At 64.2% G+C, this 13471-nt stretch carries 10 protein-coding genes; 2 read left to right on the top strand and 8 right to left on the bottom strand.

The genetic code is table 11. The features are described from left to right. Positions 1 to 3 precede the first annotated feature (3 nt). On the top strand, positions 4 to 1287 hold the full coding sequence (locus AABA48_RS02775) for an O-acetylhomoserine aminocarboxypropyltransferase/cysteine synthase family protein (RefSeq protein ID WP_010943062.1): 1284 nt from the start codon (positions 4 to 6) through the stop codon (positions 1285 to 1287). An 88-nt stretch (positions 1288 to 1375) separates the two neighbouring features. Here AABA48_RS02775 and AABA48_RS02770 read toward each other — a convergent pair whose 3' ends face one another. The 3 genes from AABA48_RS02770 to AABA48_RS02760 form a co-directional block, all read right to left on the bottom strand. Further along, positions 1376 to 2230 carry a SagB/ThcOx family dehydrogenase gene (locus AABA48_RS02770; protein ID WP_010943063.1) on the bottom strand — a complete coding sequence of 285 codons (855 nt, stop codon included), beginning with the start codon at positions 2228 to 2230 and terminating at the stop codon, positions 1376 to 1378. A gap of 97 nt (positions 2231 to 2327) precedes the next feature. Further along, positions 2328 to 2714: a hypothetical protein gene (locus AABA48_RS02765; RefSeq protein ID WP_010943064.1), complete on the bottom strand. Its 387-nt coding sequence runs from the start codon at positions 2712 to 2714 to the stop codon at positions 2328 to 2330. Between the two features lie 153 nt (positions 2715 to 2867). After that, positions 2868 to 6314, bottom strand: a complete 3447-nt coding sequence (locus tag AABA48_RS02760; RefSeq protein WP_338270993.1) for a pyruvate carboxylase — start codon at positions 6312 to 6314, stop codon at positions 2868 to 2870. Positions 6315 to 6648: 334 nt separating this feature from the next. On the opposite strand from AABA48_RS02760, the gene AABA48_RS02755 reads away from it, so the two are divergent. Beyond that, complete coding sequence (locus tag AABA48_RS02755) at positions 6649 to 7704, top strand: peptidylprolyl isomerase (protein ID WP_286352010.1); 1056 nt, start codon at positions 6649 to 6651, stop codon at positions 7702 to 7704. Between the two features lie 85 nt (positions 7705 to 7789). Here AABA48_RS02755 and AABA48_RS02750 read toward each other — a convergent pair whose 3' ends face one another. From AABA48_RS02750 to lipB, 5 genes are all read right to left on the bottom strand, one after another. After that, positions 7790 to 8575, bottom strand: a complete 786-nt coding sequence (locus tag AABA48_RS02750; protein ID WP_010943067.1) for a slipin family protein — start codon at positions 8573 to 8575, stop codon at positions 7790 to 7792. Between the two features lie 86 nt (positions 8576 to 8661). Next, the gene (locus AABA48_RS02745) at positions 8662 to 9984 is read right to left on the bottom strand and encodes an NfeD family protein (protein WP_286352009.1); all 1323 of its coding nucleotides are present in this window, start codon (positions 9982 to 9984) and stop codon (positions 8662 to 8664) included. After that, positions 9981 to 10295, bottom strand: coding sequence for a c-type cytochrome (locus AABA48_RS02740; RefSeq protein WP_286352008.1), 315 nt, complete (start codon positions 10293 to 10295; stop codon positions 9981 to 9983). The genes AABA48_RS02745 and AABA48_RS02740 overlap by 4 nt, the downstream gene beginning before the upstream one ends. After that, positions 10292 to 12757, bottom strand: coding sequence for a Lon protease family protein (locus tag AABA48_RS02735; RefSeq protein ID WP_286352007.1), 2466 nt, complete (start codon positions 12755 to 12757; stop codon positions 10292 to 10294). The genes AABA48_RS02740 and AABA48_RS02735 overlap by 4 nt, the downstream gene beginning before the upstream one ends. Beyond that, the gene (lipB, locus tag AABA48_RS02730; RefSeq protein WP_286352006.1) at positions 12739 to 13446 is read right to left on the bottom strand and encodes a lipoyl(octanoyl) transferase LipB; all 708 of its coding nucleotides are present in this window, start codon (positions 13444 to 13446) and stop codon (positions 12739 to 12741) included. Before lipB ends, AABA48_RS02735 begins: the two co-directional genes overlap by 19 nt. Between the last annotated feature and the right edge of the window lie 25 nt (positions 13447 to 13471).

Raw genomic sequence — 13471 nt, 5'->3', positions numbered from 1 at the left:
GCCATGAGCAGTTCGTGGAAGATCGAGACCCAGGCCATCCAGGGGGGCTATACTCCCAAATCGGGCGACCCCCGCGTCGTCACCATCTGCCAGAGCACCACCTTCAAGTATGACAGCGCGGACCACGTGACGAAACTCTTCGACCTGGAGGAGGCCGGCTACTTCTATACCCGCATCGGCAACCCCACCACCGACGCCTTCGAGCAGAAGCTGGCCATGATGGAAGGGGGCGTCGGCGCCCTGGCCACCTCGGCGGGCCAGGCGGCCACCACCCTTTCCATCTTCAACATCTGCCAGGCGGGCCAGCACTTCGTGACCGCCAGCACCCTCTACGGCGGCACCTACAACCTCTTCGCCTGCACCCTGCCCAAGATGGGGATCGAGGTGACCTTCGTGGACCCGGAAGCCCCGGCCGACGAGATCCTGGCCGCCTTCCGCCCCAACACCAAGGCGCTCTTTGCCGAGACCATCGGCAATCCGGGGCTGAACGTGCTGGACTTCGAGAAATTTTCCGCCGTCGCCAAAGAAAAAGGGGTGCCCCTCATCATCGACAGCACCTTCGCCACCCCCTACCTCTGCCGCCCCTTCGAGCACGGGGCCAACGTGGTGGTCCACTCGGCCACCAAGTACATCGACGGCCTCGCCACCAGCGTCGGCGGCATCATCGTGGACGGGGGCAACTTCGACTGGGGCAACGGCCGCTTCCCGGAGCTGACCGAGCCCGACGCCTCCTATCATGGGCTCCAGTACGTGAAGACCTTCGGCCGCATGGCCTACATCATCAAGGCGCGGGTCCAGCTCATGCGCGACCTGGGCACGACGCCGAGCCCCTTCAACGCCTTCCTCTTCACCCAGGGGCTCCAGACCCTGCCGCTCCGGATGCAGCGCCACAGCGACAACGCCCTGGCCCTGGGCCGGTTCCTGGAAAGCCATCCCTCGGTCAGCTGGGTCAAGTATCCGGGCCTTCCCAGCCACGCCAGCCATGACCGGGCGAAAAAGTACCTGCCCCTGGGGTGCAGCGGCGTCCTCACCTTCGGCATCAAGGGAGGTGCCGAGGCGGGCAAGAAGTTCATGGAGGCGTGCAAACTGGTGGCGCTGGTGGTCCACGTGGGGGACGCCCGCAGCTGCGTGCTTCACCCGGCCAGCACCACCCACCGCCAACTGACCCCCGAGCAGCAGGCTGCGTCGGGCGTCACCCCGGACCTGATCCGGCTTTCCGTCGGCATCGAGCACATCGACGACATCATCGCCGATGTGGATCAGGCCCTGGCCGCAAGCCAGAAATAACGGACGCTGCTCCACGACGCACAAAAGCCTGCCGGATCTCCGGCAGGCTTTTTCGTGTGTGCTGATCGCGGCCTGATGTGAAAGACGATCAGTATTCCGTCGGCTTCTCGATGGTCAGCTTCGGCTGGCCGAGGGGGTTGGGCGACGTCGTCGCAGGCGTTTGGGGCGGTGCCGTGACCGCATCCTCGGGCGCCCCCGAGGTGGGGGGGCCGTCGACCCGGGCGGGAGTCGACCAAATGGCCTCCGGCGCTGGGGTCCGTTTTACCGCCGGCTTCGCGGGTTCCGCCTTTGTCCCGGACAGACCCACGGACTGGGCAAGTACGATCCGCTGCTCGTTGCGCAGCCCCATGGCCTTTGCCAGGGCCGGGGCGTCCAGGGACGCACGAACCACGGTGGCAAGCCCTTCCGAGGCGCAGAAGAGGTAGACGTTCTGGCTGACGGCGCCGGTTGCGACGGCCGCGTAGAACGCCTTGTCCTCGCCCCTGGCCTCGCCCATCCTGCCGTAATCGGCCACGTAGATCAGGTTCACGGGCGCGCCGACCACGAAGGGCTGCTGGCCGGTCAACTCGCGGATGTCCCCGGTGCCCTTCCGGATAAGCCGGTGGCCCCGGGCGTCATAGAGATACAAGCCGTCGGCGGTCGCGACATAGATGTCGATTTCCTGCCGGTTCATGGCGGAGGGGGCGGTCCGTCCCCCCGTATCGGGCCGGTTGATGCCGAAGGCGGCCCAGAGCAGGTCCGAAAGCCGGCGCGGAGACAGAGCCTCTTTGCTGAACTCCCGGGAGCTCTTCCGTTCCCGCAGGGCATCCATGAGGGGCTTGCCCCCCTCCGTCCGGGGAGGAGGCAGGGGGATCGCCCCGGACTCGTCGGCAAAAACCGCCACCGGTGCGGCAAGAAGAAGGCCGAGGGCCCCGGCCGCAACGATTCGTGCAACGCTCATCATGCTATTCTCCCTTCGGAAAATTCTCCGGATGGTGCCGCTCCGAAGAACAAAAAAACGGGAGGCGGCACCCTGTCCGCCCCCCGCCTTCCCGTCAACCTCAGTGCTGCACGTCCTCGTCGCCGGGCTGCTGGGCGGCGGCCCGCAGGGCGGCCTTGTGCTGCTCCAGGGCATCCAGCTCGCGGACCTTCTCGCCGAGCCAGTGGTGGAGTTCACGGGCAGTGTGGTAGTTGAGCACCACGCCGGTGGGAACGAAACGGACAAGGCTCTGGGCGAAGTCTTCCGGCTCCACGCTGGTCTCGGCGCCGATGGTGCCGCTGGGGGTCAGTTCGTGGGTAACTTCGTTGGGGAGCGGCGGGCGCTCGAGATAGAAGTTCACGACCAGGTCGCCCCGGGGGGAGATGCCGCCATGGGCGCCATTCACATAGACCGGGTTGTAATCGTAGGTAAAGATGTACTTGAAGGTTACTTCGGGCTTCTTTGACACGAGCGCTTCTCCTTCCTTGCTGGGATTGGGTTGTGTCCCCGTATGTTCGCGAAATCCGGCACCGTCATCGAAAAAAGGGGAGCCGCCTCATTGGCGGCCCCCCTTTAATACCACGTTCCCGTGACGGTTTCGAGTGTTTTTCGCTACGATTCGCTATGCCATCACGATCACCAGATCTTCTTTTTCCACCTTGTCGCCTTCCTTGAACTTCACCTCGGCAACGGCGCCGTCTTCTTTCGCCTTGATGTTGGTCTCCATCTTCATGGCCTCGGTAACCATGAGGACGTCTCCCGCCTTCACGACGTCGCCCGCCTTCACATTGAGCTTCAGGACCTTGCCGGGCATGGGCGCGCCGATATGCTTGGCGTTCCCCTTGTCGGCCTTTTCCCGCTCGGCCTCGTCGGTCTGCACCGATTGGTCGCGCACCACCACCTGCCGCTGTTGGCCGTTAAGCTCGAAGAAGATGTGGCGGGTACCGTCCGGATGCACCTTGCCGACGGCGTTGAGCTTGATGATGAGGGTCTTGCCCGGCTCGATGTCGATGGAGGTCTCCTGCCCCGGCTCCAGGCCGTAGAAGAAGATGGGGGTCGGGATGACCGAGGTGTCCGAATACTCCTGACGGTGCTTGTCGAACTCGGGGTAGACATGAGGGTAGAGCAGGTACGACATGAGATCCTTGTCGTTCACCGCGTGCCCCACCTTGGTCTCGGCCTCCAGGCGCTTCTCTTCGAAGTCGGCCGGCTCCAGGAGCTCGCCGGGGCGGCAGGTGATCGGCTCTTCTCCCTTGAGGATGATCTTCTGCAGCTCAGCGGGCCACCCCTGGTAGGGCTGGCCCAGCATCCCCTTGAACATCCCCACTACCGACTCGGGGAAGCTGAGCTCGTCCCCCTTGGTGAAGACGTCGTCCACGTCCAGGTTGTTTTTCACCAGGAACATGGCCATGTCGCCCACCACCTTGGAGGAGGGGGTCACCTTGACGATGTCGCCAAAGAGCCTGTTGACCTTGAAGTACATCTCCTTGCACTCCTCCCACCGGTCCAGCAGGCCGAGACCGGCCACCTGGGGCTTGTAGTTGGAGTACTGGCCGCCGGGGATCTCGTGGTGGTAGACCTCGGCAGTGCCGCTCTTGAGCCCCGATTCGAAGGGGGTGTAGTAGTCCCGCACCGTCTCCCAGTAGTTGGCCAGGTGCTGGAGCCCCTCGTCGTCCAGGGCCGGGTCCCACTCGGTCCCCTTGAGGGCGGCCAGGAGCGCGTTCAGGTTCGGCTGGGCCGTGAGGCCGGAGATGGAGGAGAGGGCCGCGTCCACGATGTCGACCCCGGCCTGGCAGGCCATGAGCAGCGTGGCGTTGCCGTTGGAGGAGGTATCGTGGGTATGGAGGTGGACCGGGATGCCGATGTTCTCCTTGAGGGCCTTCACCAGCTTGTGGGCGGCCATGGGCTTGAGCAGCCCCGCCATGTCCTTGATGGCCAGGATGTGGGCGCCCATCTGCTCCAGTTCCTTGGCCATGGCCACGTAGTATTCCAGCGGATACTTGTCCCGCTTGGGATCGGTGATGTCGCCGGTGTAGCAGATGGCAGCCTCGCAGATCTTGCCGGTCTTGCGCACCGCCTCCATGGCCACGGCCATGCCCCTGGTCCAGTTGAGGGAATCAAAGACCCGGAAGATGTCGACGCCGCTGGCGGCGGCCTCCTCCACGAAGCGCTGCACCACGTTGTCGGGATAGTTGGTGTAGCCCACGGCGTTGGAGCCCCGCAGGAGCATCTGGAAGAGGATGTTGGGGATCGCCTCCGAGAGTTTGTGGAGCCGCTGCCAGGGATCCTCCTTCAAAAAGCGCATGGAGACGTCGAAGGTTGCGCCGCCCCAGCACTCCAGCGAGAAGAGCCCGGCACCCAGGTACGAGGTGGGCTCGGCGATCTTCAGCAGGTCATAGGTGCGGACCCGGGTCGCCAGGAGCGACTGGTGGGCGTCCCGCATGGTGGTGTCGGTGATGAGGAGTTTTTTCTGTTCGAGGATCCACTTGGAAAGCCCCTCGGCGCCGAGCTTCATGAACAGGTCGCGGGAACCGGCGGGCCGGGGAACCGTGTAGTCCACCTCGGGCACCCGCGCTTCGATCATCTCCGCGGACTTCAGAGGCTTGGCAACGCCGGGGGACCCGTTCACGATGACGTCGCCCAGGAAATTGAGCACCTTGGTGGCCCGGTCCTTCTTCTCGCTGATGGCCAGAAGCTCCGGGTGCTTCTCGATGAATGACGTGTCGCAGGTGCCGGCCAGGAAAACCGGATGGGTGACAACGTTCTCCAGGAACGGGATATTGGTCTTCACGCCCCGGACCCGGAACTCCTGGAGGGAGCGGTTCATGATGTGGGCCGCCTCGTCAAAGGTGAGCCCCCACGAGGTGACCTTCACCAGAAGCGAGTCGTAATGGGGGGTGATGACCGAACCGGTGAAGGCGTTGCCCGCGTCGAGCCGCACCCCGAAGCCGGCCGAGGAGCGGTAGGTGGTGATGGTGCCGAAATCCGGGGCAAAGTTGTTGGACGGGTCCTCGGTGGTGATCCGGCACTGGATGGCGTAGCCCCGCATGGCGATGGCCGACTGGTTCGGGACGTTGATGGGAGGGTCCGAAAGCTTCTTCCCCTCGGCGATGAGGATCTGGGCCTGAACCAGGTTCCTGCCGGTGATCATCTCGGTGACCGTGTGCTCCACCTGGATCCGGGGGTTCATCTCGATGAAGTACCAGTTCCCCTCCTGGTCCAGCAGGAATTCCACGGTGCCGGCGTTCACATAGCCCACCTGGCCCGCGATCTTGAGGGCCGCGTTGCAGATCTCGTCGCGCAGCTTCTGGGTCAGGGAGAGCGACGGCGCGAACTCCACCACCTTCTGGTGACGGCGCTGGATGGAGCAGTCGCGCTCGTAGAAGTGGACCAGGTTGCCGTGGTGGTCCCCCAGCACCTGCACCTCGATGTGCTTGGGATTCTCCAGGTAGCGCTCCAGGAAGACCGCCGGGTTGCCGAAGGCGGCCTTGGCCTCGCTGCGGGCCGCCACCAGCCCCTCCAGCAGCTCTTTCTTGTTGCGGGCCACCCGCATGCCCCGGCCGCCGCCGCCGGCAGCCGCCTTGATGATGATGGGATAGCCGTGCTGTTTGGCGAAGATGAGCGCTTCTTCCTCGTGCTCGATGGGCTCCTCGGTTCCGGGAACCACGGGCACCTCGGCGGCAATGGCCACCTTGCGGGCCGAGACCTTGTCACCCAGGGCCCGCTGCATCTCGGCCCGGGGACCGATAAAGGCGATGCCGGCCCGTTCGCACGCCTCGGCGAACTCGGCATTCTCCGAAAGGAAGCCGTAGCCCGGGTGAATGGCGTCCACGTCCGCCCGCTTGGCAATGGAGATGATCTCGTCGATCCCCAGGTAGGCATCGATGGGGGCCTTCCCCTTGCCCACCAGGTAGGCCTCGTCCGCCTTGTAGCGGTGGAGGGACAGCTTGTCCTCCTCCGAGTAGATGGCCACCGTGCTGATCCCCAGCTCAGTGCAGGCCCGGAAGATGCGGATCGCGATCTCTCCGCGGTTGGCGGCCATTACTTTTCTGAACTTTCTCTTTTCCATCGGAACCTCCCCGGTTTTTACCTAAAATAAAACAAATACAACCTAATTAAAACTTTAGCCAAACTAAAATTATTTCGTTATTTTATATAGTTACACGACTGTAAACGAGAAGATGAATAAATCAGATTGCCCATAAGTTGTCAACGATAAACTTCCGTTCTAAAATCAACCAAATCATTCCCTGCTTCCTCACGAACAGCCGCGGTCGCGGCCGCCTTCCGCCGGCGCGGCTGCCGGCGCCGGACGGCCCGGAACAACTTTTTTCGTTACACAAATACACATATAGTGATAGTATTAAAACGCTTTGCACCCTACCAAAGGAGATTTGACTGCAATGAACCTGACGAAGACACTGCGTGCGAACATCCTCTCCCTCGCGGCACTGGTTGCACTCTCCGGAGCGGCGATCGGGGCGGAGGCGACACCCGCCAAGAAAGAAGACAAAACCGACAAGCCTGCGGCGGCCCCGGCCAAGCAGGAAGAAAAGAACGTTGCCCCCCTCGACCCGACGGCGGTGGTGGCGAAGGTCAACGGCGTAGCCATAACCCGCGCCGAGGTTGACCGGGCAAAGAAAGTCCTCATGTCCCAGAACCGGATGACCCAGCCCGTGACTCCCGATATCGCCCAGAAGGTTGAAGAGGCGGCGGTGAGCCAGCTCATCGCCAAGGAACTCCTCTACCAGGCCGGCAGAAAACAGGAAATCAAGGACCTGGACAAGCAGATCCAGGAGCGGGTAAGCCAGAGCAAGGCCCGCTTCCCCTCACAGGAAGAGTACCTGAAGACCCTCAAGAGCATGGACATGACCGAGAAGGACGTCGAGACCTTCGCCCGGGAAGACCTGGTCATCAACAATCTGATCGAAAAAGACGTCGTGGCCAAGACCACCGTGTCCGACGAAGAGGCCAAGAAGTTCTATAACGACAACATCGACAAGTTCAAGCGGGACGAGACGGTGAAGGCGAGCCACATCCTGATCAAGGTGGAGCCCAACGCTTCCGCCGACGACAAGAAGAAGGCCAAGGAAAAGGCCGAGGCGATCCTGAAGCAGGTGAAGGGCGGCGCCGACTTCGCCGAGGTGGCCAAGAAGGAGTCCGGCTGTCCCAGCGCACCCCAGGGCGGCGATCTGGGCTTCTTCGGCAAGGGCCAGATGGTTCCCCCGTTCGAGAAGGCCGCCTTCGCCATGAAGCCCGGCGAGGTGAGCGATGTGGTCGAGACCCAGTTCGGCTACCACATCATCAAGCTGACCGACAAGCGCCCCGCCGAGACCGTCAAGTTCGAGGAGACCAAGGACCGGATCGTTCAGTTCCTGAAGCAGCAGAAGGTTCAGGAAGGGATCAACGAGTACGTGGAGAACCTGAAGAAAGCTGCCAAGATCGAGATGGCCAAGTAGCCCTCACCGACTCGCGGCTTACGCCAGCACGCAAAAAAGGCCCGTCCACAGCGACGGGCCTTTTTTGTATCTGCACCCCGGGACATCAGGATTTCGGCGCGTCCTTGTCCGTCCCGATCCTGTCCATGAACATCTTGATGAGGTCGATGGGAACCGGGAAGATGGTGGTGGAGTTCTTCTCCGCGGCCACCTCGGTGAGGGTCTGGAGGTAACGGAGCTGAAGCGAGGTGGGCTCGGCGGCCAGGACCTTTGCCGCCTGGGCCAGCTTTTCCGACGCCTGGTACTCGCCGTCGGCATGGATGATCTTGGCCCGCCGCTCCCGCTCGGCCTCGGCCTGCTTGGCAATGGCCCGGAGCATCTCCTGGGGGAGGTCGATGTTCTTCACCTCCACGGCGGTCACCTTGACTCCCCAGGGCCCCGTGTGGCGGTCCAGGATTTCCTGGAGCTCCTTGTTGATCTTTTCCCGGTTGGCCAGGAGCTCATCCAGCTCCACCTGCCCCAGGACGCTCCGCAGGGTGGTCTGGGCCAGCTGGCTGGTGGCGTACAGGTAGTTCTCCACCTCCACGATGGCCTTCTGGGGCTCCATGACCCGGAAGTAGATGACCGCAGACACCTTGACAGTTACGTTGTCGTGGGTGATGACGTCCTGGGGGGGCACATCCAGGGCCACGGTCCGCAGGGACACCCGCACCAGCTTGTCGACCCCCGGGATGATGAAGAACAGCCCCGGCCCCCGCGCCCCGGCCAGGCGGCCGAGCCGGAACAGCACCCCCCGCTCGTATTCGGGGAGAATCCTCACGGCGCTGGCCACGAACATGATCAGCAGGACGATAAGGAACATGAACGGCACATAGTTGAAAATATCGAACATGGGGAAACCTCCCTTACGTGGGGGCGAATTCGTCTCTTCGCCCATGATTGCATCCGTCTGGAAATGGGCGATCGCAAGGATCGCCCCTACGATGACTTTTTCACCTTGACCCTCATCCCGTCCACCGCAACCACCATTACCCGGTCCCCCTCGGCCAGGGGTTCATCGCTCCAGGCGTCCCAGTATTCGCCGTGGATGAAGACCCGCCCCTCGGGAGCGATGGGGGATAGAGCCTTGCCGGTCTCCCCCACCAGGCCTTCGCCGCCGGTGGTGGGCTTGCGGCGATGGGCCCGGACCGCCATGGTGACGGCGAAGATCGAAAAGGCCGACACGGCAGCCACCGTCACGGCGATCACCTGCCAGGACACCCGGAGATAGGGCTCCGGCGAATCGAAGAGAAGGATTGATCCGAGAACCATGGCAATGACGCCTCCCACCGTCAGCATGCCGCCCGAGACCACCTTGATCTCGGCAATGAAAAGGATGAGCGCCAGCAGGATGAGAAGCACGCCGGCATAGTTCACCGGCAGGGTCTGGAAGGCAAAGAAGGCCAGGATCAGGGAGATGCCGCCGATGACGCCGGGCAGGATCACGCCGGGGTTCGACAACTCGAAGAACAGCCCCAGGAACCCGAGCATCATGAGGACGTAGGCCACATTGGGGTTGCCGATGGCGTCGAGGATCCGTTCCCGGGTCGTCATCTCCGCCTCCCGGACCGGAGCCCCGGCCAGCCGCAGGACCTTGTCGCCACCCGGACGGGGCACCGGCCGCCCCTCCAGTTGGGCAAGGAGAGCGGACCGGTCTGCGGCGATCAGGTCAATCACCTTCTCCTCCAGGGCCTTTTCCGCGGGGAGCGACAGGCTTTCGCGCACCATCCGCCGCGCCACCTCGGCATTGCGCCCCCGGCGGGAAGCGATGCCGTCCACGTAAGCCTCGGCATCGTTGAGCACCTTCTGCTCCATGACCTTGTCCTGCTTCTCGCCGATGGCAACGGGATGGGCCGCGCCGATATTCGTACCCGGCGCCATGGCGGCTATGTCGGCCGCCAGGGTGATGACCGCCCCCGCCGAACCGGCCCGGGCCCCGGCCGGCGCCACGTAAACCGCCACGGGCAAGGGGCTGGCCAGGATATCCTTGACGATCTCCCGCATGGCCGTGTCGAGGCCGCCGGGGGTATCCATCTCCACCAGCACGAGCCGGTCCCCCTTCCGGGCGGCATCGTCCAGGTTCCGCTTGATGAATGAGGCGGTGACCGGGTTCACGGCCCCCCTGAGGCCGACCACCCGCACCTCGCCCCCGTTGGACGCCAGCAGCGCCGCGCCGGTGCAGATCATGAGGCACCAGGCGATCAGCGCGCCGATCCGGATGCCCCGCCGGGATCCCGCCATGGCCGGAACGGGGGCTCTCATGGGAAGCTCGCCACGACGTACTCTCCGATCTTCAGGGCATCGGCCGGCGGAATCATTGCTTCGCCGAAGGCGGGCATGCCCGGACCCGGGTTGCGGATGTAGGCCGCCACGTCCCGGGCGGTCCGGATGCCGTTGGCCTCCCGCCGGGTCCGCGCCAGGGTCTTTTCCGGGTGGACGGTGTTGCCCCCCTGCGGATGGCAGCCGGCGCAGTGGGTGGCGAACAGCTCGCCGCCACCAGCGCCGGACCCGCCGCTGCAGCCGGCCGCCAGGGCCAGGGCCACGCAGGCCGCCACCGGGGCGAGGCGTCTCATGACGGTTGCCCCCCCTCGAGGGCGGGCGCGGGAGTCCCGCCGTTCTTCTTCTCGTCCTTCTCGCCGGACGAGCCGAACTTCTTCATGCTCTCGATCATTTCCCGCAACCGGCGGTCCACCAGGAAGTTGACGGTCCCCTCAGGGTAGCTGCCGTCCTCCTGCAGCGCGCCGGCCGGCACGCCGGTCAGGATCTCGATCCCCTCGTCGATGGTGGATACGCTCCAGATGTGGAATTTCCCCTCGCGCACCGCCTGGACCACCTCGTCGCTCAGCATCAGGTGCCGCTCGTTGGACGCGGGGATCATGACCCCCTGGTCGCCGGTGAGCCCGCGGGACTTGCAGACGGCGTAGAAGCCCTCGATCTTGTAGTTGACCCCGCCGATGGGCTGGACCATGCCGTGCTGGTTGACGCTGCCGGTCACGGCGATTCCCTGCCTGACGGGAAGGCCTGAGAAGGCCGAGAGGAGGCAGTAGAGTTCCGTGGACGAGGCGCTGTCACCCTCGACCCCTTCGTAGTTCTGCTCGAAGCAGATCGAGGCGGAAAAAGAGAGGGGCTTGTCATGGGCGAACTTCCCGCCCAGGTAGCCGGTGAGGATCAGGACCCCCTTGTCGTGGATGGGGCCCGAGAGCTTCACCTCGCGCTCGATGTTGACCATGCCGGCCCGCCCCAGCCAGACCCGGGAGGTGACCCGGGAGGGGCGGCCAAAGGTATGATCCCCCACGGTCATGACCGCCAGGCCGTTGATCTGCCCCACTGCCGCGCCGTCGGTATCCACCATGATGGTCCCGTCGTCGAAGAGCTCCTGCATCCGCTCCTCGATCCGGTTGCTCCGGTAGATCTTCTGCTCGATGGCGCGGGTCACGTGGCCATGGTCAACCACCTGGCTGCCGTCCTTGCCGGCCCAGTAACTCGCCTCGCGGATCAGGTCGGCGATCTCCATGAACTGCGAGGAGAGCTTATTCTGGTCCTCCACCAGCCGGGCCGAGTACTCGATGAGCCCGGCCACGCCGCTCCGGTCGAAGGGGAGCAGCTTCTCGTTCTTGCAGTGGGTGGCCACGAACAGGGCATAGTCCTTGATCACCTCGGACGTGCGGGCGATGCGGCTGTCGAAATCGGCCTTCACCTTGAAGAACTTGCGATAGTCGGGCTCCAGGTGGAAGAGGAGGTAGTAGATCCACGGCGAGCCGATCATGATTATCTTGGCCTGGAGGGGTATTGCCTCGGGCTTCATGGAAACGATGGTGATGAAGCGATACTGCTCAAGGGGGTCCTCGAATTTGATCTCGGCGCTTCGGATGCAACGTTTCAAGGCATCCCACGAGTAGGGGTTCACGAGGACTTCGCGGGCGTCAACGATGAGGTAGCCGCCGTTGGCCTTGTGGAGCGCCCCCGGCTTGATCATGGTGAAGTTGGTGGTGGCGGTACCCCCCATCTGCATGATGTGCTCAGTGCGGCCGAAAAGGTTGCTGTAGGTTGGGTTGGGCTCGAAAACCACCGGAGCACCCTCGGCATCGTGGTTGTCCACGAAGACGTTCACCTGGTAGCGCTCGAAGGAGGGCTCCTGGCGGGGGAGCTTGAGCCCCGGGATGGGAGACTGGACCGGCTGCTGGGGCTTGAAGTCCTCCAGGTTGGCGATGATGTCCTCCTGCACCGCATTCAGGTACTCCACCACCGTGGGGTTGTCGCCGTACTTCTCCCGCAGGGGGTCCAGGTGATGCCCCACCGTGGCGTTGCCCAGGTCGCGGTCCAGCTGGGCCAGGGCGTCCTTGGTCTGCTTCTCGTTCTCGCGCACCTGGCGGAGCACGTCGTTCAGCTTGTCGGTCAGCTCCTGCCCGATCTTGCTGATCCGCTCCTTCTCCTCCTCCGGCAGGGCCTCGTACTCCTCCTGGGTGAAGTTGCGGTCCTCCTTCTGGGGAACCATCACCAGCCCCGACACGGTCCGCTGGAGCGCGAACCCCTGGTCCTGGGCCTCGGTCTCCAGGGCCGAGAAGAGCTCGTTATTGTGCTCCTGGTACGACTCGACAATGGTCGCCTTGTTGGTCTCGTACTCCTTGCTGTCCAGGGCCTTGGGGATGACCGAGCGGACCGCGGAGATCAGCTCCCGCATGTCCTGCTCCAGCTCGCTCCCCTTGCCCGCCGGCAGCGCCAGGGCGATGGGGAGGTCCGGCGTCTTGAAGTTGTTGACGTAGACCCAATCCGAAGGGGTCGGTTCCTCCTTTGCCCGTTTCTTCAGGATGTTCTTGACCGTGGAGCTGCGGCCGGTGCCGGGCTCCCCGGCCAGGAACAGGTTGAACCCGCTTTCGCGGATGCCGAGGCCGAAATCGATGGATGCCAGGGCCCGGGCCTGGCCGAGGGTCCCCTCCAGTTCGGGCAGGTCTTCAGTGGTGGTGAATTCGAACTGGTCTGGATCGCAGGTCCAGCGAAGCTTCTCGACGGGGAGTTTCAGACGGTCAGTGGACACAGTGGCCTCCTTGAAGTGGTTGACGGTGCATGAACATCATCGCATGACGAAGGTTGAACGGCATCACGGGGCTGCTCCGGCAGGGCGTCGGCCGGCAGTCCGGCAAAGGGGGCGGCAACCGCGGCCTTGGCCTCGGCCACGGTGATCGCCCGGCCCGCTTCCCGGGACAGGGTGGTGACCGGGCACCCCACGATGCCGCAGGGGTGGATGCGGTTGAAGGGGTCCAGGTCGTTGCAGATATTGAGGGCGAAACCGTGCATGGTAACCCAGCGCCGGACCCCGACACCGATGGAGGCCAGCTTTCCCCCCTCGGTCCAGATGCCGGTCCGGCCGGGGACCCGCCAGGCCGCCACTTCAAAGGCAGCGGCCGCGTCCATCAACGCCTGTTCCAGAAAACGGAGGTACCGGTGCAGGTCCCGGCCCCGCCGGCCCAGATCCAGGATGGGATAGCCCACCAGTTGGCCGGGGCCGTGCCAGGTCACGTCTCCTCCCCGGTTGATCTCCACCGGGCGCACCGACGGGTCCGGGAGGCTCCGGCCACCGCCTCCGCGGCCCAGGGTATAGACCGGCGGATGCTCCAGCAGGAGCAGCGTCTCCTCCGCGCGGCCGGCAGCCACGTCGGCAGCGAGCCGCTCCTGGAGGGCAAAGGCCTCGGCGTACTCCATGGCGGCGAGATCCACGATCTTCACGGCACCTCCCTGCCCGGAAACTGCC

It is taken from the genome of Geobacter sp. 60473 (genome assembly GCF_036323535.1).
GTDB classification, from domain to species: domain Bacteria; phylum Desulfobacterota; class Desulfuromonadia; order Geobacterales; family Geobacteraceae; genus Geobacter; species Geobacter sulfurreducens.
This window is presented reverse-complemented; position numbering and strand designations above follow the sequence as displayed.